The sequence below is a fragment of the Streptomyces sp. NPDC002144 genome, assembly GCF_053593695.1.
Genome location: NZ_JBSFDB010000013.1, coordinates 1 through 24,327, shown reverse-complemented (window position 1 = coordinate 24,327; position 24,327 = coordinate 1). Strand labels below are relative to the sequence as shown.

The window sequence follows — 24,327 nt, the reverse complement described above, 5'->3', positions numbered from 1 at the left end:
ATGCGCAGAGGCCGACGGCTCGCCATCGACGTCGGGGACGCCCGGATCGGGGTCGCCTCCTGCGACCCCGACGGGATCCTCGCCACCCCGGTGGAGACGGTCCCCGGCCGTGACGTCCCGGCGGCCCACCGCCGACTGCGTCAGCTGGTCGAGGAGTACGAGCCGATCGAGGTCGTCGTCGGACTCCCGCGCTCCCTCAAGGGGGGCGAGGGACCGGCCGCGGTAAAGGTTCGGGCCTTCGCCCAGGAGCTGGCCAAGGGCATCAAGCCCGTCCCGGTGCGTCTGGTCGACGAGCGGATGACCACGGTGACGGCCAGTCAGGGACTGCGCGCCTCAGGGGTGAAGGCCAAGAAGGGCCGATCGGTGATCGACCAGGCAGCCGCTGTGATCATCCTCCAGCAGGCCCTGGAATCCGAACGGGTGTCAGGTAAAGCACCCGGCGAGGGCGTCGAAGTGGTCATCTGATCGCGATACGGTAACGTTCCGCGCGACTGCGCCGCTGATTCGAACAGCCGGTGCACAGCAAGAGGCGGAACGGAGAGCGGGCCCGACGAAGGCCTCGTGATCGCCCCGCCTCGCGGCTCTAGGGGTTTGATGACTGAGTATGGCCGGGGCCAGGGCTCCGAACCGTGGCATCCGGAGGACCCGTTGTACGGGGACGACGGATGGGGTGGACAGCAGGCCCACGCGGGCCAGCAGTCCCCCTACGGCGGCCAGCCACAGCATTATCCGGAGCAGCCGCAGCAGCAGCAGCAGTACTACGACGGCGGCTGGGGCGAGGGCCAGCAGGCCCCCTACGGTCAGGCGCAGCAGTATCAGCAGTACGACCAGTACGACCAGCAGTACTACGCGGGTCAGGGACAGCAGCAGTCGTACGACCAGCAGGCCTGGGGCCAGGGCACACATACGCATGTCCAGTACACGGACCCGCAGGACCCCTACGCCCAGCAGGCGTCCGCCGGGTACGGCGGCGAGCAGCCCGACTACTACGGCACCCAGGACGCCTACCCGCCGCCCGAGCCGCCGAGCCGCCGCCAGGCCGAGCCCGAACCGCCGCAGACCGACTGGGACCCGGGCCCCGACCAGGGCGAACACGCCTTCTTCGCCGGTGACGGCGACGGTGATGCGGACGAGGACGACGAGGACGTCGACCCGGGTGAGGGTCGCAAGGGCCGCGGCGGCAAGAAGCCGAAGAAGAAGAGCCGTAACGGCGTCGCCTGTCTCGTCCTCGTGCTGGTCTTCGGCGGCGGTGCCGCCGGTGTCGGCTATTTCGGCTGGCAGTTCTACCAAAATCGTTTCGGCCCGGCGCCGGACTACGCGGGCCAGGGTGACGGCGCCCAGGTCACGGTCGTCATCCCCAAGGGTGCCGGCGGCTATGTGATCGGGCAGAAGCTGAAGGAGGCGGGCGTCGTCAAGAGCGTCGACGCCTTCGTCTCGGCGCAGCAGTCGAACCCCGACGGCAAGAAGATCCAGGACGGCGTCTACACACTCGAGAAGCAGATGTCGGCCGCCAGTGCGGTCGAACTGATGCTCAGCCCGAAGAGCCGCAGCAATCTGATCATCGCCGAGGGCACGCGCAACGCCTCCGTCTACAAGCTGATCGACGCGCGTCTCGGTGTCACCGACGGCACCACGGCGAAGATCGCCAAGCAGGACTACAAGAAGCTCGGCCTGCCCTCCTGGGCGCTGAACCACCCCAACCTCAAGGATCCGCTGGAAGGATTCCTCTACCCGTCCAGCTACGCGGTCAGCAAGGGCCAGAAGCCCGAGGCGGTCCTGAAGGACATGGTCACCCGGGCCAACGACAAGTACGAGGAACTGGGCCTGCGGACCAAGGCCAAGAGCCTCGGTCTCGACAGTCCCTGGCAGCTGCTCACCGTGGCGAGCCTGGTACAGGCCGAGGGCACGAGCCACGACGACTTCCGCAAGATGGCCGAGGTCGTCTACAACCGCCTCAAGCCCGGCAACCCCGAGACCTACGGCTCGCTGGAGTTCGACTCGACGTACAACTACGTCAAGAACCAGAGCAAGATCGACCTGAGCATCGCCGAGCTGCGCAAGTACAACAACCCGTACAACACGTACTACGTCAAGGGACTGCCGCCCGGCCCGATCGACAACCCCGGCGAGGAGGCGATCAAGGGCGCGCTCGACCCGACGCACGACGGCTGGTACTACTTCATCTCCCTGGACGGCAAGACCAGCAAGTTCACCAAGACGCTGGCCGAGCACGACAGGCTGGTCCAGGAGTTCAACTCGTCGAGGACCAAGAACTGATGGCAACACCCCACCGGGCGGCCGTGCTCGGCTCGCCCATCGCCCACTCGCTGTCGCCCCGGCTGCACACCGCGGCGTACCGGGCGCTGGGCCTGGACGACTGGTCGTACGACAGGTTCGAGATCGACGAGGCGGCACTGCCCGGTTTCCTCGGCGGGCTCGGTCCCGAGTGGGCCGGGCTGTCGCTGACCATGCCGCTCAAGCGCGCGGTCATCCCGCTGCTGGACGAGATCACCGACACGGCGGCCTCGGTGGAGGCCGTGAACACCGTGGTCTTCCGTCCGGACGGGCGGAAGGTCGGCGACAACACCGACATCCCGGGCCTGATCGCCGCCCTGGAGGAGCGGGGCGTGGAGAAGGTGGAGTCGGCGGCCATTCTCGGCGCCGGGGCCACCGCGTCCTCGGCCCTCGCGGCCCTGGCCAGGCTGTGCGGCGGCGAGGTCACCGTGTACGTGCGCAGCGAGCGGCGCGCCGACGAGATGCGGCAGTGGGGCAGCAGGCTCGGTGTGCGGGTCCGCCCGGCGGACTGGGCCGAGGCGGTACGGGCCTTCGAGGCGCCCCTGGTGATCTCGACGACGCCCGCCGGGGGCACCGACCAGCTCGCCGCGTCGCTCCCCGACCGGGTCGGCACGCTCTTCGACGTCCTGTACGACCCCTGGCCCACCCCGCTCGCCGCCGCCTGGCGGGACCGTGGCGGGCAGGTGCTCAGCGGCCTCGATCTGCTGGTGCACCAGGCCGTCTTCCAGTTCCGCCAGTTCACCGGTGACCCGCGCTCTCCGCTGGCCGCGATGCGCGAGGCCGCCCGACCGGTCTGATCTGTCCGTCTGCCGGACTCGGATCTGAGCCGCCCCCGGGGCGTGGGAGGATCGGAGGTGGCGGGCCAGATCCGCGCACCTGGTCGCGCCGTCGCCGTACGCGAGGACGCGCGTACGCAGCAGTACGAGGGCGCGAGCACTGAGGAGCACCGTTGAGCAGGTTGCGCTGGCTGACCGCGGGGGAGTCCCACGGTCCCGCACTCGTGGCGACGCTGGAGGGTCTTCCCGCCGGTGTGCCGATCACCACGGAGATGGTGGCGGACCACCTGGCCCGGCGCCGGCTCGGCTATGGACGCGGTGCGCGCATGAAGTTCGAGCAGGACGAGGTCACCTTCATCGGCGGTGTGCGCCACGGTCTGACCCTCGGCTCGCCGGTGGCCATCATGGTGGGCAACACCGAGTGGCCCAAGTGGGAGCAGGTCATGGCGGCCGACCCCATCGACCCCGAGATCCTCGCCGGTCTTGCCCGCAACGCCCCGCTGACCCGTCCCCGGCCCGGCCACGCGGACCTGGCGGGCATGCAGAAGTACGGCTTCGACGAGGCCCGCCCGATCCTGGAGCGTGCCTCGGCGCGGGAGACGGCGGCCCGGGTGGCGCTGGGCGCGGTCGCCCGCTCGTACCTCAAGGAGACGGCCGGCATCGAGATCGTCAGCCATGTCGTGGAGCTGTGCTCGGTGAAGGCCCCGCAGGGCACCTACCCCACCCCGGCGGATGTGGAGAAGCTGGACGCCGACCCGCTGCGCTGCCTGGACGCGGACACCTCCAAGGCGATGGTGGCGGAGGTCGACCAGGCCCACAAGGACGGCGACACCCTGGGCGGTGTCGTGGAGGTGCTGGCCTACGGGGTGCCGGTGGGCCTGGGCTCGCACGTGCACTGGGACCGCAGGCTGGACGCCCGGCTGGCGGGTGCGCTGATGGGCATCCAGGCGATCAAGGGCGTCGAGGTCGGTGACGGGTTCGAGCTGGCGCGGGTGCCGGGCTCCAAGGCGCACGACGAGATCGTGGGCACGCCGGAGGGCATCCGGCGCGTCTCGGGCCGTTCCGGCGGCACCGAGGGCGGTCTGTCCACGGGCGAGCTGCTGCGGGTGCGGGCGGCGATGAAGCCGATCGCGACCGTGCCGCGGGCTTTGCAGACGGTGGACGTGGCCACCGGCGAGGCGACGCAGGCGCACCACCAGCGCTCCGACGTCTCGGCCGTCCCGGCGGCCGGCATCGTGGCTGAGGCGATGGTGGCGCTGGTGCTGGCGGACGCGGTGGCGGAGAAGTTCGGCGGTGACAGCGTGGCCGAGACCCGCCGCAACGTGCGCTCCTACCTCGAGAACCTGGCCATCCGGTGAGCGGGCCGCTTCTGGTCCTGGTCGGTCCGATGGGCGTGGGCAAGTCCACTGTCGGGCAGCTGATCGCGGGGCGGCTCGGGGTGGGCTACCGGGACACGGACGACGACATCGTCGCCGAGCAGGGCCGCAGCGTCGCGGAGATCTTCGTCGACGAGGGCGAGCCGGTCTTCCGGGCGGTCGAGAAGGCGGCCGTGCACCGGGCGCTCGGCGAGCACGAGGGGGTGCTGGCGCTGGGCGGCGGCTCGATCCTGGACGCGGACACCCGCGCGCTGCTGGCCGGGCAGCGGGTGGTCTACCTCTCGATGGACGTCGAGGAGGCCGTCAAGCGCACCGGGTTGAACGCGGCCCGTCCGCTGCTCGCGGTCAACCCGCGCAAGCAGTGGCGCGAGCTGATGGAGGCCCGGCGGCACCTGTACGAGGAGGTCGCCACCGTGGTGGTGGCCACCGACGGCCGTACACCCGAAGAAGTCACTGAAGTCGTCCTGGACGCTTTGGAGTTGAAGCAGGCATGAGCGAGGCAGTCACCCGGATCCAGGTCGGCGGGAGCGCGGGCAGCGACCCGTACGAGGTTCTGGTGGGCCGTCAACTGCTGGGCGAGCTGGCCGGGTTGGTGGGGGAGAAGGCCAGGCGGGTGGCCGTGATCCACCCCGAGGCGCTCGCCGAGACCGGTGACGCGCTGCGCGCCGATCTGGCCGAGCAGGGCTACGAGGCCGTCGCCATCCAGGTGCCCAACGCGGAGGAGGCCAAGACCGCCGAGGTCGCCGCCTACTGCTGGAAGGCACTCGGCCAGTCCGGGTTCACCCGCACCGACGTCATCGTCGGCGTGGGCGGTGGCTCGACCACCGACCTGGCCGGATTCGTCGCCGCGAGCTGGCTGCGCGGTGTGCGCTGGATCGCCGTCCCCACCACCGTGCTGGCGATGGTGGACGCGGCCGTCGGCGGCAAGACCGGCATCAACACCGCCGAGGGCAAGAACCTGGTGGGCGCCTTCCACCCGCCGGCCGGTGTCCTGTGCGACCTGGCGGCCCTCGACTCCCTCCCGGTCAACGACTACGTCTCCGGACTCGCCGAGATCATCAAGGCGGGCTTCATCGCCGACCCGGTGATCCTGGAGCTCATCGAGTCCGACCCGGAGGCCGCCCGCACCCCGGCCGGCCCGCACACCGCCGAGCTCATCGAGCGCTCGATCCGCGTCAAGGCCGAAGTGGTGTCCTCGGACCTGAAGGAAGCGGGCCTGCGCGAGATCCTCAACTACGGCCACACGCTCGGCCACGCCATCGAGAAGAACGAGCGCTACAAGTGGCGGCACGGTGCCGCGGTCGCGGTCGGCATGCACTTCGCCGCCGAACTCGGCCGACTGGCGGGCAGGTTGGACGACGCGACGGCGGACCGCCACCGCACGATCCTGGAATCCGTCGGTCTTCCCCTCCACTACCGCTACGACCAGTGGCCCAAGCTGCTGGAGACGATGAAGGTCGACAAGAAGTCCCGCGGCGACCTCCTGCGCTTCATCGTCCTGGACGGCCTCGCCAAGCCGACCGTCCTGGAGGGACCCGACCCGGCCGTGCTGCTCGCCGCGTACGGCGAAGTGGGCGAGTAAGTCTCACCACGCACCATCCGTCCGATGTGCCTTGCCCATAAGGGCACTTCACACCGTCCCCGGCCGTTCACCAAACGGCGGCCGGGGACGGTACCGTTCGGTAGGGAGCGGGGTGCCACCCCGCTGCCAGCGCCAATTTGCCTGACGAGACGGAGTGGCACCGGATGCAGCACGCAGTGGGTTCTCCGCTGCCGCCGCCCCACCAGCCGGGGCAGGGACCGGCCGCCGGCCGGCCACCGGCCGCACAGCACCCGGGCCACCCCGGCCCGCACCAGGGCTCGGCCCCCGTTCCTCCGCCACCCCCCGCCCCGGCCTTCCCCGGAGCACCCGCGGCCCCGGTCCCCCCGGCCCCGCACCACGCGCCACTGCCGCCGGACACCACGGGCCATGTTCCGCTGCCCCCCGGTGCCCCGGTCGCCGTACCCAGCGCCCCGCCCACCACGGCGACGGCCCCCGACCCCACCGGCACGACGCTCGCCGTGCTGCTGATCGGGCCGGCAGGCGCCGGCAAGACCAGCGTCGCCAAGTACTGGGCCGACCACCGGCGTGTCCCCACGGCCCACATCAGCCTCGACGACGTCCGCGAATGGGTCCGTTCGGGCTTCGCCAACCCGCAGTCCGGATGGAACGACCACTCCGAGGCGCAGTACCGGCTCGCCCGCCGCACCTGCGGCTTCGCCGCCCGCAACTTCCTCGCCAACGGCATCTCCTGCATCCTCGACGACGCCGTCTTTCCCGACCGCCCGGTGGTCGGCCTCGGCGGCTGGAAGCGCCACGTGGGTCCCGGTCTCCTGCCGGTCGTCCTTCTGCCCGGCCTCGAGATCGTCCTGGAACGCAACGCGGAACGCTCGGGCAACCGCCGCCTCACCGACGAGGAGGTGGCCCGCATCCACGGCCGTATGGCGGGCTGGTACGGCTCGGGCCTGCCGATCATCGACAACAGCCAGCTGGACATCCCCCAGACGGCCCGGGTCCTGGACGACGTCCTGGCCCGCTCGATCGCGAGCCCCCCGAACTGGTAGACCGGGGAGGAGCGGATGCCCTGCGTCTCTCGGCGGCACCCGGTCCCCCGAACGGCACCCTCCCAACCGGCACAAATCGCCCACCCCTCCTACGCTCATCTCATGTCAGAGATGTACGCGATCCGCCGAAACCGGCTAAGGGAGCAGTGCAACGCCGCCGGCAACGCGGCAGCGATCGTCTCCCTCCCCGCCAACGTCCGCTACCTCGCGGGCCCCGCCCCCCGGGGCGCCGTCCTCCTGCTGGGCAGGAGCGAGGACGTCCTGGTCCGCCCCTACGAGGAGCGCTCCACCGACGGGCGTCCCGACGACAACCTCAGGCTCCACGCCCTGCCCGGCCCCGGCGATCCTGCGGTGGCCGCCGCCGGTCTCGCGAAGGCACAAGGCATCGACTCCCTCGCCCTGGAGGAACACCACCTCACCGTCGCCCGCCACCGCGAACTCCGATCGGTCGTACCGAGGCTCCGCCTCGCGGACATCGGCTGCGCGGTCGAGCAGCTCAGGGTCGTCAAGGACGAGGAGGAGATCTCCTGCCTCCGCATCGGCGCCGAGATCGCCGACCAGGCCCTGGGTGAACTCCTGGAGTCCATCCTCGTCGGCCGCACCGAACGCCACCTCGCCCTCGAACTGGAACGCCGTCTCGTCGACCACGGCGCCGACGGCCCCGCGTTCCCCACCTCCGTCGCCACCGGCCCCAACGCCGGCCGTCGGGCCCACCGCCCCACCGACCGCCGGGTCGAGGAGGGCGACTTCCTCTCCGTCTGCCTCGGGGCGACCTACCGCGGCTACCGCTGCGAGATCGGCCGCACGTTCGTCATCGGGACCTCGCCCGCCGACTGGCAGATCCAGCTCTACGACCTCGTCTTCGCCGCTCAGCGCGCCGGACGCGAGGCGCTGGCGCCGGGAGCCGCCCACCGTGACGTGGACCGGGCGGCTCGGCAGGTGCTGGACTCCGCGGGGTACACCCAGGGCCTGCCCCCGCTGATCGGCCACGGTGTCGGACTCGAAATCGACGAGGACCCGCAGCTGGCCCCTTCGGCCATGGGTAAACTGGACGCTTGCGTGCCGGTCACCGTCGAACCGGGGGTCCACCTCCCGGGCCGGGGCGGCGTCCGGATCGATGACACGCTCGTCGTCCGCCCCGAGGCGGACGGCGGACCCGAGCTACTCACCATCACGACCAAGGAGCTGCTCGCACTATAGGCAATGTGCGTGCGCCGGGGTCGTCCACGTCAGTCCAGGAGATTCCGCAACCGTGGCTTCCACGAACGACCTCAAGAACGGCCTTGTGCTCAAGCTCGAAGGCGGCCAGCTCTGGTCCGTCGTCGAGTTCCAGCACGTCAAGCCCGGCAAGGGCCCGGCCTTCGTGCGCACCAAGCTCAAGAACGTGCTCTCGGGCAAGGTCGTCGACAAGACCTTCAACGCCGGCGTCAAGGTCGAGACGGCCACTGTCGACAAGCGCGACATGCAGTTCTCGTACATGGACGGCGAGTACTTCGTCTTCATGGACATGGAGACCTACGACCAGCTGATGGTCGACCGCAAGGCCGTCGGCGACGCCGCCAACTTCCTCATCGAGGGCTTCACCGCCACCGTCGCCCAGCACGAGGGCGAGGTGCTCTTCGTCGAGCTGCCGGCCGCCGTCGAACTCGTCGTCCAGGAGACCGAGCCGGGCCTGCAGGGCGACCGCTCCACCGGCGGCACCAAGCCCGCCACCCTGGAGACCGGCCACCAGATCCAGGTCCCGCTCTTCATCACCACCGGTGAGAAGATCAAGGTCGACACCCGGACCAGCGACTACCTCGGCCGGGTGAACAGCTAACCGTGGCTGCCCGCAACACGGCCCGCAAGCGCGCCTTCCAGATCCTCTTCGAGGGCGACCAGCGCGGAGTCGACGTCCTGACGGTCCTCGCGGACTGGATCCGGCTCTCCCGGGACGACCCCCGGCAGCCGCCGGTGAGTGAGTACACGATGCAGCTGGTCGAGGGCTACGCCAAGCAGGCGAAGCGGATCGACGAGCTGATCGCGCAGTACTCGGTCGGCTGGACGCTGGACCGCATGCCGGTCGTGGACCGCAACATCCTGCGCCTGGGCGCCTACGAGCTGATCTGGGTCGACGAGGTCCCGGACGCCGTGGTCCTCGACGAGATGGTGCAGCTCGCCAAGGAGTTCTCCACGGACGAGTCGCCGGCGTTCGTCAACGGCCTGCTGGGCCGGCTCAAGGAGCTCAAGCCCTCGCTGCGCCGCGAAGAGGCGTAACAGGGGTACGGCATCGCCAGGGGGCCCGCAGCGTGACTGCTGCGGGCCCCCTGGCGTTCCGGGGCCGAAGCGGCCTCAGAGAGGCTGAGAAAGCCGCCGGGGTGGCCGGAACCATGAAGTCCCGGCCACCCCGGCGGCACGTTTCTGCTGGGGAGCCGTGCGGCTCAGCCCTCCTCGTGGGAGGCCACCGCGCGACGCGCGTCGGCGTCCAGCACGCCCCAGCTGATCAGCTGCTCGGTGAGGACCGAGGGCGACTGGTCGTAGATGACGGCGAGTGTGCGCAGGTCGTCCTGGCGGATCGAGAGCACCTTGCCGTTGTAGTCACCGCGCTGCGACTGGATCGTGGCCGCGTAGCGCTGCAGGGGGCCCGCCTTCTCGGCCGGCACGGTGGCCAGCCGCTCCAGGTCGAGGACCAGCTTCGGCGGGGGCTCGGCCGCGCCGCCCGGAGTGGTGCCCGGGAGCAGTTCCTGAACGGGAACGCCATAGAAATCCGCCAGTTCGGCAAGACGCTGTACGGTCACCGCGCGGTCACCGCGCTCGTACGAACCGACCACGACCGCCTTCCAGCGTCCCTGGCTCTTCTCCTCGACACCGTGGAGGGAAAGGCCCTGCTGGGTGCGGATGGCCCGGAGCTTGGCCCCGAGCTGTTTGGCGTATTCGCTGGACATATAGCTCCCCGGACACTGTGTCGACGCGGCTGCGGAGGTTCCGCGGCCGCGCGTCTGGTAACTCACTGTGAGGTTACGCAGCGTGATTCTTCTGCGTCAAGCCGAATGGTCCACCCCGACTCTTCCGTGGTGGCGGTGGCCGATTGGGCCAGGGGGGTGATCAGGCGTGTCGTGGAGGCCTGCTACCGTTGATGGCGCAAATCCGACGTCCTTTAAGGTCCGTCCCGTGAGGCGGAGAAGGAGGTCCGTTTCGTATGGACACGCAGGACACGTCCGGGATTCCGGCGTCCGATGCCCGGCCCGTGCTCGAAGGCCCTGACATCGCGCGGGTACTGACCCGTATCGCCCACGAGATCGTCGAGCGCGCCAAGGGCGCCGACGACGTGGTGCTCCTCGGCATTCCGACCCGAGGCGTCTTCCTCGCCCAGCGGCTCGCCGCCAAGCTCGAGGAGATCACCGACCGCAAGATCCCGTGCGGTTCGCTCGACATCACCATGTACCGCGACGACCTGCGCATGCATCCGCCGCGTGCGCTGGCCCGCACCGAGATCCCCGGTGACGGCATCGACGGCAAGCTGGTCGTCCTCGTCGACGACGTGCTCTTCTCCGGCCGGACCGTCAGAGCCGCCCTCGACGCCCTGAACGACGTCGGGCGCCCGCGCGCGGTGCAGCTGGCGGTCCTGGTCGACCGGGGCCACCGCGAACTGCCCATCCGCGCCGACTACGTCGGCAAGAACCTCCCCACGTCGCTGCGGGAGACGGTCAAGGTCCAGCTCGCCGAGGAGGACGGTCGCGACACCGTGCTGCTCGGCGCGAAGCAGACCCAGTAGCGGCCGCTTGGCGCGCCTCCTTTCGGCGCGCCCTGGTCTGCCCGGAATCTCCAGAATCCCGAATTGCCTTACGGAGCCTGACAGATGCAGCGTCATCTCATCTCGGCCGCCGACCTCACCCGCGACGACGCCGTCCTGATCCTCGACACCGCCGAGGAGATGGCCCGGGTCGCGGACCGGCCGATCAAGAAACTGCCGACCCTGCGCGGCCGTACGATCGTCAACCTCTTCTTCGAGGACTCCACGCGCACGCGTATCTCCTTCGAAGCCGCCGAGAAGCGCCTCTCGGCCGACGTCATCAACTTCTCCGCCAAGGGCTCCAGCGTCTCCAAGGGCGAGTCCCTGAAGGACACCGCCCAGACCCTGGAGGCCATGGGCGTCGACGCCGTGGTCATCCGGCACGGCGCATCCGGCGCCCCCTACCGCCTCGCCAACTCCGGCTGGATCGACGCCGCCGTCATCAACGCCGGCGACGGCACCCACCAACACCCCACTCAGGCCCTGCTGGACGCGTTCACCATGCGCCGCCGGCTCGTCGGCCGGGACGCCGGGCTCGGGCAGGACCTGGCCGGCCGGCGCATCACCATCGTCGGCGACGTCCTGCACAGCAGGGTCGCCCGCTCCAACGTCGACCTGCTGCACACGCTCGGCGCCGAGGTCACCCTGGTCGCCCCGCCCACCCTGGTGCCGGTCGGCGTGGAGACCTGGCCCTGCGAGGTGTCGTACGACCTCGACTCCACGCTCACCAAGTCCGACGCGGTGATGATGCTGCGGGTCCAGCGCGAGCGTATGAACGCGGCCTTCTTCCCGACCGAGCGCGAGTACTCGCGGCGCTACGGCCTCGACGGCGACCGCATGGCGCGGATGCCGGAGCACGCCATCGTGATGCACCCCGGTCCGATGGTCCGCGGCATGGAGATCACCGCCGAGGTCGCCGACTCCGACCGCTGCACCGTCGTCGAGCAGGTCGCAAACGGAGTCTCCATCCGGATGGCCGTCCTGTACCTGCTGCTCGGCGGCGCCGAGCCCGCCGTCACCCACGCCCGTATCGAGGAGAAGTAAGACAGATGAGCAAGATCCTGATCCGTGGCGCGAAGGTGCTCGGCGGCGAGGCGCAGGACGTCCTGATCGACGGCGCCCTCATCGAGGCGGTCGGCAGCGGGCTGTCGGCCGAGGGGGCGGAGGTCGTCGAGGCCGACGGCAAGGTGCTGCTGCCCGGCCTCGTCGACCTGCACACGCATCTGCGCGAGCCGGGACGCGAGGACTCCGAGACCGTGCTGACCGGTACGCGCGCGGCCGCGAGCGGCGGCTACACGGCCGTCTTCGCCATGGCCAACACCTTCCCGGTCGCCGACACCGCCGGTGTCGTCGAGCAGGTCTACCGGCTCGGCCAGGAGCACGGCTACTGCGACGTACAGCCCATCGGCGCCGTGACCGTCGGCCTGGAGGGCAGGAAGCTCGCCGAGCTGGGCGCCATGCACGAGTCGGCCGCCGGGGTCACCGTCTTCTCGGACGACGGCAAGTGCGTCGACGACGCGGTGATCATGCGGCGCGCCCTGGAGTACGTGAAGGCCTTCGGCGGGGTCGTCGCCCAGCACGCGCAGGAGCCGCGGCTGACCGAGGGCGCCCAGATGAACGAGGGGATCGTCTCCGCCGAGCTGGGACTCGGGGGCTGGCCGGCGGTGGCCGAGGAATCGATCATCGCCCGGGACGTCCTGCTCGCCGAGCACGTCGGCTCCCGCGTGCACATCTGCCACCTGTCGACCGCGGGCTCGGTCGAGATCGTCCGCTGGGCCAAGTCCCGCGGCATCGACGTCACCGCCGAGGTCACCCCGCACCACCTGCTCCTCACGGACGAGCTGGTGCGCACCTACAACCCGGTCTACAAGGTCAACCCGCCGCTGCGCACCGAGCGCGACGTGCTGGCCCTGCGCGAGGCGCTCGCCGACGGCACGATCGACATCGTCGCCACCGACCACGCCCCGCACCCGCACGAGGACAAGGACTGCGAGTGGGCCGCGGCCGCCATGGGGATGGTGGGCCTGGAGACCGCGTTGTCAGTGGTGCAGGAGACCATGGTGGAGACGGGCCTGCTGGACTGGGCCGGGGTCGCCGAGCGCATGTCCTTCAAGCCCGCGCAGATCGGGCGGGCAAAGGGACACGGGCGTCCCGTCTCGGCTGGTGAGCCCGCCAACCTCGCGCTCGTCGACACGGCATACCGTGGGTCGGTGGACCCCGCGGGCTTCGCCTCGCGCAGCCGGAACACCCCGTACGAGGGGCGTGAGCTGCCGGGCCGTGTGACGCACACCTGGCTCCGGGGCAAGGCCACGCTCGTCGACGGGAAGCTCACGTGACACCAGTAACCCTGCTCGCCGCCTCACTCGCCGCCGAGAAGAAGTCGGCCGAGGTCACCGACTGGGCCGCGCGGGTCGGCTGGCTGGTCGGCCTCGCCCTCTTCGTCGCGCTCGTCTACTGGCTGATGCGCGAGGGCTGGAAATGGCGCGGCACGCTCCAGGGGGACATCCCCGAACTGCCCGCGTCGCCGGCGGAGCCCGGCGAGGCGAGACTGACGATGAGCGGCCGCTACCACGGCTCCACGACCGCCGGTCAGTGGCTCGACCGCATCGTGGCCCACGGCCTCGGCACCCGCAGCCGGGTCGAGCTCACCCTGACGGACGCGGGACTGGACGTCGTACGCCCCGGCGCGAGCGACTTCTTCGTCCCGCTGGCGCAGCTGCGCGAGGCCCGGCTCGACAAGGGCATCGCCGGCAAGGTGCTGACCGAGGGCGGGCTGCTCGTGGTGACGTGGGCGCACGGCGAGAGGCTGATCGACTCCGGGTTCCGCTCGGACCACGCGGCCGAGCACACCGAGTGGGTCGACACCCTGAACCAGATGATCAACAAGACGGAAGGCGCACGATGACAACCTCCACCAGGGGAGCCGCCCGGGTTCCCGCCGTACTCGTCCTGGAGGACGGCCGGACCTTCCGCGGCCGCGCCTACGGGGCCGTGGGGGTGACCTTCGGCGAGGCGGTCTTCTCGACCGGCATGACCGGCTACCAGGAGACTCTCACCGACCCGTCGTACGACCGTCAGATCGTCGTCGCCACCGCCCCGCAGATCGGCAACACCGGCTGGAACGACGAGGACGACGAGTCCAAGCGGATCTGGGTCTCCGGCTACGTCGTCCGCGACCCCGCGCGCGTGCCGTCCAACTGGCGCGCCAAGCGCTCCCTGGACGACGAACTGGTCGCGCAGGGCGTCGTGGGCATCAGCGGCATCGACACCCGCGCCCTCACCCGCCATCTGCGCGAACGCGGCTCCATGCGCGCCGGGATCTTCAGCGGGGACGCGATCGCCGCCGAGGACGAGCTCCTCGCGCGCGTGCAGGCCCAGCCCCACATGAAGGGCGCCTCGCTGTACGAGGAGGTCGCCACCCGGGAGGCCTACGTCGTCCCGGCGGTCGGCGAGAAGAAGTTCACCGTCGCCGCGATCGACCTCGGCATCAAGGGCATGACCCCGCACCGCATGGCCGAGCGCGGCATCGAGGTGCACGTCCTGCCCGCCACGGCCACCGCCGACGAGGTCTACGCCGTCAATCCCGACGGAGTGTTCTTCTCCAACGGCCCCGGCGACCCGGCCACCGCCGACGGGCCGGTCGAGCTGATGACCGCCGTCCTGGAGCGGAGGACGCCGCTGTTCGGCATCTGCTTCGGCAACCAGATCCTGGGCCGCGCCCTCGGCTTCGGCACCTACAAGCTGAAGTACGGCCACCGCGGCATCAACCAGCCCGTGCAGGACCGTACGACCGGCAAGGTCGAGGTCACCGCCCACAACCACGGCTTCGCCGTGGACGCGCCGCTCGACAAGGTCAGTGAGACGAAATTCGGGCGCGCCGAGGTCTCCCACGTCTGCCTCAACGACGACGTGGTCGAGGGCCTGCAACTGCTCGACCAGCCTGCCTTCAGCGTCCAGTACCACCCCGAAGCGGCCGCCGGCCCGCACGACGCCGCGTACCTGTTCGACCGCTTCGTAACCCTGATGGAGGGCCAGCGTGCCTAAGCGCACCGATATCCAGTCCGTCCTGGTCATCGGCTCCGGCCCGATCGTCATCGGCCAGGCCGCCGAGTTCGACTACTCCGGCACCCAGGCCTGCCGCGTCCTGCGGTCCGAGGGCCTGCGGGTCATCCTGGTGAACTCCAACCCGGCGACGATCATGACCGACCCGGAGATCGCCGACGCCACCTACGTCGAGCCGATCACCCCGGAGTTCGTGGAGAAGATCATCGCCAAGGAGCGGCCCGACGCCCTCCTGCCCACGCTGGGCGGCCAGACGGCCCTCAACACGGCCATCTCGCTGGACGAGAACGGCGTCCTGGCCAAGTACGGCGTCGAGCTGATCGGCGCCAACGTCGAGGCGATCCACAAGGGCGAGGACCGCGACCAGTTCAAGCTGGTCGTCGAGGCCGTCCGCCAGAAGATCGGGCACGGCGAGTCCGCCCGCTCGGTCATCTGCCACTCCATGGAGGACGTCCTCGCGGGCGTCGACACCCTCGGCGGCTACCCGGTGGTCGTCCGCCCGTCCTTCACCATGGGCGGCGCCGGCTCCGGCTTCGCGCACGACGAGGAGGAGCTGCGCCGCATCGCCGGCCAGGGCCTGACCCTCTCGCCGACCACCGAGGTGCTCCTGGAGGAGTCCATCCTCGGCTGGAAGGAGTACGAGCTGGAGCTGATGCGCGACAAGCACGACAACGTCGTGGTCGTCTGCTCCATCGAGAACTTCGACCCCATGGGTGTGCACACCGGCGACTCCATCACCGTCGCGCCCGCGATGACGCTCACCGACCGCGAGTACCAGATCCTGCGGGACATCGGCATCGCCGTGATCCGCGAGGTCGGCGTCGACACCGGCGGCTGCAACATCCAGTTCGCGGTCAACCCCGAGGACGGCCGCGTGATCGTCATCGAGATGAACCCGCGCGTGTCGCGCTCCTCGGCCCTCGCCTCCAAGGCGACCGGCTTCCCGATCGCCAAGATCGCCGCCAAGCTCGCCGTCGGCTACACCCTCGACGAGATCCCGAACGACATCACCCAGGAGACCCCGGCCTCCTTCGAGCCCACGCTCGACTACGTGGTCGTCAAGGCCCCGCGGTTCGCCTTCGAGAAGTTCCCGCAGGCCGACTCCACGCTGACCACCACCATGAAGTCGGTCGGCGAGGCCATGGCCATCGGCCGGAACTTCCCCGAGGCCTTCCAGAAGGCGCTGCGCTCGCTGGAGAAGAAGGGCAGCCAGTTCACCTTCGTCGGCGAGCCCGGCGACAAGGGACAGCTGCTGCAGGCGGCGGTCCGCCCGACCGACGGCCGGATCAACACCGTCATGCAGGCCATCCGTGCGGGCGCCACGCCCGAGGAGGTCTTCGAGTACACGAAGATCGACCCCTGGTTCGTCGACCAGCTCTTCCTGATCAAGGAGATCGCCGACGAGCTGGCCGAGGCCGTGGAGCTCACACCCGACCTGCTGGCCGAGGCCAAGCGGCACGGTTTCTCCGACCAGCAGATCGGTGAGATCCGGGGCCTGCGCGAGGACGTCGTGCGCGAGGTGCGGCACGCGCTGCGCATCCGCCCGGTCTACAAGACGGTCGACACCTGCGCCGCCGAGTTCGCGGCGAAGACGCCGTACTTCTACTCCTCCTACGACGAGGAGACGGAGGTCGCGCCGCGCGAGAAGCCGGCCGTGATCATCCTGGGCTCCGGTCCGAACCGCATCGGCCAGGGCATCGAGTTCGACTACTCCTGTGTGCACGCCTCCTTCGCGCTGAGCGACGCCGGGTACGAGACCGTGATGGTCAACTGCAACCCGGAGACCGTCTCCACGGACTACGACACCTCCGACCGCCTGTACTTCGAGCCGCTGACGCTCGAGGACGTGCTGGAGATCGTCCACGCCGAGCAGCAGGCCGGCCCGGTGGCCGGTGTCGTCGTCCAACTGGGCGGCCAGACCCCGCTCGGCCTCGCGCAGGCCCTCAAGGACAACGGCGTGCCGATCGTCGGCACGTCCCCGGAGGCGATCCACGCAGCCGAGGACCGCGGCGCCTTCGGGCGCGTGCTCGCCGAGGCGGGCCTGCCGGCCCCCAAGCACGGCACCGCCACCACCTTCGCCGAGGCCAAGGCCATCGCCGACGAGATCGGCTACCCGGTCCTCGTGCGGCCGTCGTACGTCCTGGGCGGGCGCGGCATGGAGATCGTCTACGACGAGACCCGGCTCGCGACCTACATCGCCGAGTCGACCGAGATCAGCCCCTCCCGGCCGGTCCTGGTCGACCGCTTCCTCGACGACGCCATCGAGATCGACGTCGACGCGCTGTACGACGGCGAGGAGCTCTACCTCGGCGGCGTCATGGAGCACATCGAGGAGGCCGGCATCCACTCCGGCGACTCGGCCTGCGCGCTGCCGCCGATCACGCTGGGCGGCTTCGACATCAAGCGGCTGCGGGCCTCGACGGAGGCCATCGCCCGCGGCGTCGGCGTGCGCGGCCTGATCAACATCCAGTTCGCGCTGGCCGGCGACATCCTGTACGTCCTGGAGGCCAACCCGCGCGCGTCCCGCACGGTCCCCTTCACCTCCAAGGCGACCGCGGTGCCGCTCGCCAAGGCCGCCGCCCGCATCTCCCTGGGCGCGACCGTCGCCGAGCTGCGGGCGGAGGGTCTGCTCCCCGCCTCCGGTGACGGCGGCGAGCTCCCGCTGGACGCGCCGATCTCCGTCAAGGAGGCCGTCATGCCGTGGTCCCGCTTCCGCGACATCCAGGGGCGTGGCGTCGACACCGTCCTCGGTCCGGAGATGCGCTCCACCGGTGAGGTCATGGGCATCGACTCGGTCTTCGGCACGGCGTACGCCAAGTCGCAGGCCGGCGCCTACGGCCCGCTGCCCACCAAGGGCCGCGCGTTCATCTCGGTGGCCAACCGCGACAAGCGCTCGATGATCTTCCCGGCGCGCGAGCTGGTGGCGCACGGCTTCGAGCTGCTCGCCACCTCGGGCACGGCGGAGGTCCTCAAGCGCAACGGCATCAAGGCCACGGTCGTGCGCAAGCAGTTCGAGGGCACCGGCCCGAACGGTGAGAAGACCATCGTCCAGCTCATCCACGACGGCGAGGTCGACCTCATCGTCAACACCCCGTACGGCACCGGCGGCCGCCTCGACGGCTACGAGATCCGTACGGCGGCCGTGGCGCGGTCGGTCCCGTGCCTGACGACGGTCCAGGCGCTCGCCGCCGCCGTCCAGGGCATCGACGCCCTCAACCACGGTGACGTGGGCGTCCGTTCGCTCCAGGAACACGCGGAGCACCTGACCGCGGCCCGCGACTAGCAGCCGACGAGGGGGACACCGGAAACGGTGTCCCCCTCTGTATGAGGACCCATCCGAGGACACGCCTGAGATGTACAAGCTTTTCTTCCGTCTGGTTTTCACACGGATGGACCCGGAGCAGGCCCATTACCTGGCCTTCCGCTGGATCCGCCTCGCCGTCCGCATTCCCGTGCTGCGCACCTTCGTCGCCGCCGCCCTGGCCCCCCGCTACAAGGAGCTGCGCACCGAGGCCTTCGGGCTGCGCATGCACGGCCCCTTCGGGCTCGCCGCCGGCTTCGACAAGAACGCCGTCGCCGTGGACGGCATGTCGATGCTCGGCTTCGACCACGTCGAGATCGGCACGGTGACGGGGGAGGCCCAGCCGGGCAACCCCAAGAAGCGGCTGTTCCGGCTCGTGAAGGACCGGGCGCTCATCAACCGCATGGGCTTCAACAACGAGGGCTCGCTGGCCGTGGCGGCCCGTCTGGCGGCCCGTGAGCCGGTCTTCAGGACCGTCGTGGGCGTCAACATCGGCAAGACCAAGGTCGTCCCGGAGGCGGAGGCGGCCGGCGACTACGTGAAGTCGGCCGAGCGTCTTGCGCCGTACGCCGACTACCTGGTCGTGAACGTCTCGTCGCCGAACACGCCCGGCCTGCGCAACCTGCAGGCCACCGAGGCGCTGCGGCCCCTGCTGAGCGCCGTCCGCGAGGCCGCGGACCGGGTGGTGCGCAGCCGTCGCGTGCCGCTCCTGGTGAAGATCGCCCCGGACCTGGCGGACGAGGACGTCGACGCCGTCGCCGACCTGGCCGTCGAACTCGGCCTGGACGGGATCATCGCCACCAACACCACCATCGCGCGCGAGGGCCTCGGTCTGACCTCCGAACCCAGTCTCGTGAAGGAGACCGGCGGCCTGTCCGGCGCCCCCCTGAAGGCGCGCTCCCTGGAGGTACTGCGCCGCCTCTACGCGCGCGTGGGCGACCGCATCACCCTGGTGGGCGTCGGCGGCATCGAGAACGCAGAGGACGCGTGGCAGCGCATCCTCGCCGGGGCCACCCTCGTGCAGGGCTACAGCGCGTTCGTCTACCAGGGGCCCTTCTGGAGCCGGGCCGTCCACAAGGGACTCGCCGCGCGCCTGCGCACGAGCCCCTACGCCACCCTCGCCGACGCGGTCGGCGCCGATGTGAGGAAGACGGTATGACCTCGTACGAGCCCTTCGGCGCCCGGCTGCGCCGCGCCATGGACGAGCGCGGGCCGCTGTGCGTCGGCATCGACCCGCACGCCTCCCTGCTCACCGAGTGGGGCCTGAACGACGACGTGGCGGGCCTGGAGCGGTTCAGCCGCACGGTCGTGGAGGCGCTCGCCGACCGGGTCGCGGTCGTCAAGCCGCAGAGCGCGTTCTTCGAGCGGTTCGGATCCCGGGGCGTCGCCGTCCTGGAGAGGACCGTGGAGGAGGCCCGGGCGGCCGGCGCACTCGTCCTGATGGACGCCAAGCGCGGCGACATCGGCTCCACCATGGCCGCGTACGGCGAGGCCTTCCTGCACAAGGACTCCCCGCTGTTCTCGGACGCGCTGACCGTCTCGCCGTACCTCGGCTACGGCTCGCTCTCGCCGGCGATCGCCCTCGCGCGCGAGAGCGGCTCGGGGCTGTTCGTGCTCGCGCTGACCTCCAACCCGGAGGGCGGTGAGGTGCAGCACGCGGTGCGGGCGGATGGCCGGAACGTCGGAGCGACGATGCTGGGCCATCTGGCGGCCGAGAACACCGGGGAGGAGCCCCTGGGGTCCTTCGGAGCGGTCGTCGGCGCAACGCTGGGCGACCTGTCGTCGTACGACCTGGCCATCAACGGCCCGCTCCTCGCGCCCGGCGTCGGCGCGCAGGGGGCGACGGCCGCCGATCTTCCCGGTGTGTTCGGGGCGGCCGTCCGCAACGTCGTCCCGAACGTCAGCCGGGGTGTGCTGCGGCACGGTCCGGACGTCTCCGCGCTGCGTTCCGTCTCGGACCGTTTCGCGGACGAGATCCGGACCGCTGTGACGGCCTCCTGACCACCGTCAGAGGTGTTCGAGCCGCTCGATCGAGTCCTCCGATGAGTGGCTCGAGGCCCGCTTGAGCCTGAATACATCCTCAAATCCGGGGCATTATGTCCTAAATGTCCGGCCTGGCGGAGGCTGACCAGGACTTTTCCGCTGTTCTCGCTGACTCTGGCGGAGTTGGCCGCTAGTCTCCGACGAGAGTCACCGGGCGAGCGTGTTGCTCGTGGCTCCCCAGGTGTGGGGCGACTAGGTTCCTCACCGGTCCGTATCCGACAGTTCGACATCCGAGGTGACGTAGGCGTGGCTCTTCCGCCCCTTACCCCTGAACAGCGCGCAGCCGCGCTCGAAAAGGCCGCCGCGGCTCGCCGGGAGCGGGCCGAGGTCAAGAATCGACTCAAGCACTCCGGCGCCTCCCTGCACGAGGTCATCAAGCAGGGCCAGGAGAACGACGTCATCGGCAAGATGAAGGTCTCCGCGCTGCTCGAGTCCCTGCCGGGCGTGGGCAAGGTCCGCGCCAAGCAGATCATGGAGCGACTCGGCATCTCCGAGAGCCGCCGTGTGCGCGGTCTCGGTTCCAACCAGATCGCTTCCCTGGAGCGTGAGTTCGGCAGCACCGGCTCCTGAGGTCCGGAACCTCCGGATAGGGAGTCCCGGGCACTCCGGGATTGCTGGAATAATCGCTGCATGAGTGAACGTCCGCGGCTGACCGTGCTCTCCGGCCCCTCCGGGGTCGGCAAGAGCACGGTCGTCGCCCATATGCGCAAGGAACACCCCGAGGTCTGGCTCTCGGTGTCGGCGACGACCCGCAGACCCCGCCCGGGCGAGCGGCACGGAGTCCACTACTTCTTCGTCACCGACGAGGAGATGGACAAGCTGATCGCCAACGGTGAGCTGCTGGAGTGGGCGGAGTTCGCCGGCAACCGCTACGGCACGCCGCGTACGGCCGTGCTGGAGCGCCTGGAGGCGGGCGAGCCCGTCCTGCTGGAGATCGACCTCCAGGGGGCCCGGCAGGTCCGGGAGTCGATGGCTGACGCTCAGCTGGTGTTCCTGGCTCCTCCGTCCTGGGAGGAGCTCGTGCGCAGGCTCACGGGACGTGGCACCGAGCCGCCCGAGGTGATCGAGCGTCGCCTCGACGCGGCGAAGGTCGAACTGGCGGCCGAGCCGGAGTTCGACATGACCTTGGTCAACACCTCCGTCGAGGACGTGGCGCGCGAGCTGCTAGCCTTGATGGATGTCGTGTGATCGTGCCTGAGCGTTCAGGTGTGATCGTCCGCACTGATTCTTTCCCATCCATCGGAAGGTAGAGCGTGTCCTCTTCCATCTCCGCGCCCGAGGGCATCATCAACCCGCCGATCGACGAGCTCCTCGAGGCCACCGACTCGAAGTACAGCCTCGTGATCTACGCGGCCAAGCGTGCCCGCCAGATCAACGCGTACTACTCGCAGCTCGGCGAGGGCCTCCTCGAGTACGTCGGTCCGCTCGTCGACACCCACGTGCACGAGAAGCCGCTCTCGATCGCCCTGCGCGAGATCAACGCGGGTCTGCTGACGTCCGAGGCCGTCGAGGGCCCCGCGCAGTAGTACTTTCACATTGCAGTTGGCTTTTCCACAGGCCCGGCAGCGCGACTGTCGGGCCTGTGGTCTGCGGGGGGGCGGGGGTCGTCCCCCGCTGTGATGCAGCATGGACCCGTACGTTGCCGAGCCGGGGAGAGACGGTGGACAAGCCCAAGGTCGTGCTGGGGGTCAGCGGCGGCATCGCCGCCTACAAGGCCTGTGAGCTGCTGCGCAGGTTCACCGAGTCGGGGCACGACGTCCGCGTCGTCCCCACCGCCTCCGCGCTGCACTTCGTCGGCGCCGCCACCTGGTCCGCCCTCTCCGGCAACCCCGTCTCCACCGAGGTCTGGGACGACGTCCACGAGGTCCCGCACGTCCGTATCGGACAGCACGCCGACCTGGTCGTCGTCGCCCCCGCGACCGCGGACACACTGGCCAGGGCCGCTCACGGCCTGGCGGACGACCTGCTCACCAACACGCTCCTGACCGCCCGCTGCCCGGTCGTCTTCGCACCCGCGATGCACACCGAGATGTGGGAGCACCCGGCCACCCAGGAGAACGTGGCCACGCTGCGCCGCCGCGGCGCGGTCGTCATCGAACCCGCCGTCGGCCGTCTCACCGGTGTCGACACCGGCAAGGGCCGGCTCCCCGACCCCGCCGAGATCTTCGAGGTCTGCCGCCGCGTCCTCGCCCGGGGCGTGACGGAGCCCGACCTCGCCGGCCGGCACGTCGTCGTCAGCGCCGGCGGCACCCGCGAGCCGCTCGACCCCGTGCGCTTCCTCGGCAACCGCTCCTCCGGCAAGCAGGGCTACGCCCTCGCCCGCACCGCCGCCGCCCGCGGTGCCCGGGTCACCCTGATCGCCGCCAACACCGGCCTGCCCGACCCGGCGGGCGTCGACGTCGTCCAGGTGGGCACCGCCCTACAGCTGCGCGAGGCGGTGCTGAAGGCCGCGGCGGAGGCCGACGCGGTCGTCATGGCCGCCGCGGTCGCCGACTTCCGGCCGGAGACCTATGCGACCGGGAAGATCAAGAAGAAGGACGACCGCGACCCCGATCCCATCGTCCTCGTACGGAATCCGGACATTCTCGCGGAGATCTCCGCCGACCGCGCCCGGTCCGGCCAGCTCGTCGTCGGCTTCGCCGCCGAGACCGACGACGTCCTCGCCAACGGGCGGGCGAAGCTCGCGCGCAAGGGCTGCGACCTGCTGGTCGTCAACGAGGTGGGGGAACGCAAGACCTTCGGCTCCGAGGAGAACGAGGCGGTGGTGCTGGGCGCCGACGGCAGCGAGACGCCCGTACCCCACGGCCCGAAGGAACATCTGGCCGAAATCGTCTGGGACCTGGTGGCGGAGCGCCTCACGTGAATGTTTCATTCGCTTCTCGGTCCCCTCAAACCTCTGCCACACGGGCGTGGCGACCCTGGTCAAGGCGCCGGTCCATTGGGCAGAATGCCCGTGCCGCAGGTCACGGCCCTCCCGAGAGGCGAGACAGGGAGGCCCTTGGCCGAGTACGACCGATAAACTGTTCTCGGACGGAGCCGGGCGCAGCCCCCGAGCCCGTCCGCCCATGATCAGCCAGCAGCCGCTGCAACCCCAGGGAGCGTTGTGTCCCGTCGCCTGTTCACCTCGGAGTCCGTGACCGAGGGTCACCCCGACAAGATCGCTGACCAGATCAGCGACACCATTCTCGACGCGCTGCTCAAGGAGGACCCGACCTCCCGGGTCGCCGTCGAGACGCTGATCACCACCGGCCTGGTGCACGTGGCCGGCGAGGTCACCACCAAGACCTACGCGGACATCGCGACCCTCGTCCGTAACAAGATCCTCGAGATCGGTTACGACTCCTCCAAGAAGGGCTTCGACGGCGCCTCCTGCGGTGTCTCGGTGTCGATCGGCGCGCAGTCGCCGGACATCGCCCAGGGCGTCGACACGGCGTACGAGTCCCGGGTCGAGGGCGACGAGGACGAGCTGGACCGTCAGGGCGCCGGCGACCAGGGCCTGATGTTCGGGTACGCGTCCGACGAGACGCCCACCCTGATGCCGCTGCCGATCTTCCTGGCGCACCGGCTGGCCAAGCGCCTGTCCGAGGTCCGCAAGAACGGCACCATCCCCTACCTGCGCCCCGACGGCAAGACGCAGGTCACCATCGAGTACGACGGCGACAAGGCCGTCCGCCTCGACACAGTCGTCGTCTCCTCGCAGCACGCGAGCGACATCGACCTGGACTCCCTGCTCGCCCCCGACGTCCGCGAGTTCGTCGTGGAGCCGGAGCTGAAGGCGCTGCTGGACGAGGGCATCAAGCTCGACACGGAGAACTACCGTCTCCTGGTCAACCCGACCGGCCGCTTCGAGATCGGCGGCCCGATGGGCGACGCGGGTCTGACCGGCCGGAAGATCATCATCGACACGTACGGCGGCTTCGCCCGCCACGGCGGCGGCGCCTTCTCCGGCAAGGACCCGTCCAAGGTGGACCGCTCCGCCGCGTACGCGATGCGCTGGGTGGCGAAGAACGTCGTCGCCGCGGGTCTCGCCTCGCGCTGCGAGGTGCAGGTCGCGTACGCGATCGGCAAGGCCGAGCCGGTGGGTCTGTTCGTGGAGAC

General features: G+C 70.2%; 24 protein-coding genes. 23 read left to right on the top strand and 1 reads right to left on the bottom strand.

Going from position 1 to position 24,327, the window contains the following annotated elements; genetic code table 11:
* The 10 genes from ruvX to nusB all read left to right on the top strand — a co-directional run bounded on the left by ruvX (window position 1) and on the right by nusB (window position 9,307).
* Complete coding sequence (gene ruvX, locus ACWCQ1_RS20700; protein ID WP_133045038.1) at window positions 1-465, top strand: Holliday junction resolvase RuvX; 465 nt, start codon at window positions 1-3, stop codon at window positions 463-465.
* Between the two features lie 129 nt (window positions 466-594).
* Window positions 595-2,277, top strand: a complete 1,683-nt coding sequence (mltG, locus tag ACWCQ1_RS20695) for an endolytic transglycosylase MltG (RefSeq protein WP_451027072.1) — start codon at window positions 595-597, stop codon at window positions 2,275-2,277.
* Window positions 2,277-3,092: a shikimate dehydrogenase gene (locus tag ACWCQ1_RS20690; protein ID WP_358602966.1), complete on the top strand. Its 816-nt coding sequence runs from the start codon at window positions 2,277-2,279 to the stop codon at window positions 3,090-3,092. Before mltG ends, ACWCQ1_RS20690 begins: the two co-directional genes overlap by 1 nt.
* A 152-nt stretch (window positions 3,093-3,244) precedes the next feature.
* Window positions 3,245-4,429: a chorismate synthase gene (gene aroC / locus ACWCQ1_RS20685; RefSeq protein WP_451027071.1), complete on the top strand. Its 1,185-nt coding sequence runs from the start codon at window positions 3,245-3,247 to the stop codon at window positions 4,427-4,429.
* Window positions 4,426-4,941 (top strand): shikimate kinase, encoded by a 516-nt coding sequence (locus ACWCQ1_RS20680; protein WP_358602960.1) that lies wholly within the window; start codon window positions 4,426-4,428, stop codon window positions 4,939-4,941. Before aroC ends, ACWCQ1_RS20680 begins: the two co-directional genes overlap by 4 nt.
* Entirely contained in the window at window positions 4,938-6,029 is a 1,092-nt protein-coding gene (gene aroB / locus ACWCQ1_RS20675; protein WP_133044863.1) for a 3-dehydroquinate synthase, read from the top strand. Before ACWCQ1_RS20680 ends, aroB begins: the two co-directional genes overlap by 4 nt.
* Window positions 6,030-6,193: 164 nt before the next feature.
* Entirely contained in the window at window positions 6,194-7,051 is an 858-nt protein-coding gene (locus tag ACWCQ1_RS20670; protein ID WP_133044862.1) for a Pro-rich N-terminal domain-containing protein, read from the top strand.
* A gap of 102 nt (window positions 7,052-7,153) precedes the next feature.
* On the top strand, window positions 7,154-8,251 hold the full coding sequence (locus tag ACWCQ1_RS20665; protein WP_133044861.1) for an aminopeptidase P family protein: 1,098 nt from the start codon (window positions 7,154-7,156) through the stop codon (window positions 8,249-8,251).
* Window positions 8,252-8,303: 52 nt separating this feature from the next.
* On the top strand, window positions 8,304-8,870 hold the full coding sequence (gene efp / locus ACWCQ1_RS20660) for an elongation factor P (protein WP_020117452.1): 567 nt from the start codon (window positions 8,304-8,306) through the stop codon (window positions 8,868-8,870).
* A gap of 2 nt (window positions 8,871-8,872) precedes the next feature.
* On the top strand, window positions 8,873-9,307 hold the full coding sequence (gene nusB / locus ACWCQ1_RS20655) for a transcription antitermination factor NusB (protein WP_133044860.1): 435 nt from the start codon (window positions 8,873-8,875) through the stop codon (window positions 9,305-9,307).
* Window positions 9,308-9,471: 164 nt separating this feature from the next.
* Here nusB and bldD read toward each other — a convergent pair whose 3' ends face one another.
* Window positions 9,472-9,975, bottom strand: coding sequence for a transcriptional regulator BldD (bldD, locus tag ACWCQ1_RS20650; RefSeq protein ID WP_030166512.1), 504 nt, complete (start codon window positions 9,973-9,975; stop codon window positions 9,472-9,474).
* A 254-nt stretch (window positions 9,976-10,229) separates the two neighbouring features.
* On the opposite strand from bldD, the gene pyrR reads away from it, so the two are divergent.
* The 13 genes from pyrR to metK form a co-directional block, all read left to right on the top strand.
* The gene (pyrR, locus tag ACWCQ1_RS20645) at window positions 10,230-10,805 is read left to right on the top strand and encodes a bifunctional pyr operon transcriptional regulator/uracil phosphoribosyltransferase PyrR (protein ID WP_133044859.1); all 576 of its coding nucleotides are present in this window, start codon (window positions 10,230-10,232) and stop codon (window positions 10,803-10,805) included.
* An 84-nt stretch (window positions 10,806-10,889) separates the two neighbouring features.
* On the top strand, window positions 10,890-11,867 hold the full coding sequence (locus ACWCQ1_RS20640) for an aspartate carbamoyltransferase catalytic subunit (protein WP_133044858.1): 978 nt from the start codon (window positions 10,890-10,892) through the stop codon (window positions 11,865-11,867).
* A 5-nt stretch (window positions 11,868-11,872) separates the two neighbouring features.
* Entirely contained in the window at window positions 11,873-13,159 is a 1,287-nt protein-coding gene (locus tag ACWCQ1_RS20635) for a dihydroorotase (protein ID WP_358602953.1), read from the top strand.
* A complete protein-coding gene (locus ACWCQ1_RS20630) occupies window positions 13,156-13,728 on the top strand; it encodes a PH-like domain-containing protein (protein ID WP_133044856.1) in 573 nt (190 codons plus the stop codon). The genes ACWCQ1_RS20635 and ACWCQ1_RS20630 overlap by 4 nt, the downstream gene beginning before the upstream one ends.
* Window positions 13,725-14,867, top strand: coding sequence for a glutamine-hydrolyzing carbamoyl-phosphate synthase small subunit (gene carA / locus ACWCQ1_RS20625; protein ID WP_358602950.1), 1,143 nt, complete (start codon window positions 13,725-13,727; stop codon window positions 14,865-14,867). Before ACWCQ1_RS20630 ends, carA begins: the two co-directional genes overlap by 4 nt.
* Entirely contained in the window at window positions 14,860-18,168 is a 3,309-nt protein-coding gene (gene carB, locus ACWCQ1_RS20620; protein ID WP_358602947.1) for a carbamoyl-phosphate synthase large subunit, read from the top strand. Before carA ends, carB begins: the two co-directional genes overlap by 8 nt.
* A 70-nt stretch (window positions 18,169-18,238) precedes the next feature.
* Window positions 18,239-19,345, top strand: a complete 1,107-nt coding sequence (locus ACWCQ1_RS20615) for a quinone-dependent dihydroorotate dehydrogenase (protein ID WP_358602944.1) — start codon at window positions 18,239-18,241, stop codon at window positions 19,343-19,345.
* Window positions 19,342-20,187, top strand: a complete 846-nt coding sequence (gene pyrF / locus ACWCQ1_RS20610) for an orotidine-5'-phosphate decarboxylase (protein ID WP_358602941.1) — start codon at window positions 19,342-19,344, stop codon at window positions 20,185-20,187. The genes ACWCQ1_RS20615 and pyrF overlap by 4 nt, the downstream gene beginning before the upstream one ends.
* 288 nt (window positions 20,188-20,475) lie before the next feature.
* Window positions 20,476-20,799, top strand: coding sequence for an integration host factor (locus ACWCQ1_RS20605; protein ID WP_003977346.1), 324 nt, complete (start codon window positions 20,476-20,478; stop codon window positions 20,797-20,799).
* Between the two features lie 60 nt (window positions 20,800-20,859).
* Entirely contained in the window at window positions 20,860-21,417 is a 558-nt protein-coding gene (gene gmk / locus ACWCQ1_RS20600; RefSeq protein ID WP_133044851.1) for a guanylate kinase, read from the top strand.
* A gap of 65 nt (window positions 21,418-21,482) precedes the next feature.
* Window positions 21,483-21,755, top strand: coding sequence for a DNA-directed RNA polymerase subunit omega (gene rpoZ / locus ACWCQ1_RS20595; RefSeq protein ID WP_003988945.1), 273 nt, complete (start codon window positions 21,483-21,485; stop codon window positions 21,753-21,755).
* Window positions 21,756-21,889: 134 nt separating this feature from the next.
* Window positions 21,890-23,092, top strand: a complete 1,203-nt coding sequence (gene coaBC / locus ACWCQ1_RS20590) for a bifunctional phosphopantothenoylcysteine decarboxylase/phosphopantothenate--cysteine ligase CoaBC (protein ID WP_358602929.1) — start codon at window positions 21,890-21,892, stop codon at window positions 23,090-23,092.
* A gap of 240 nt (window positions 23,093-23,332) precedes the next feature.
* A partial coding sequence (metK, locus tag ACWCQ1_RS20585) for a methionine adenosyltransferase (protein WP_451027070.1) occupies window positions 23,333-24,327 on the top strand: 995 nt, incomplete at its 3' end.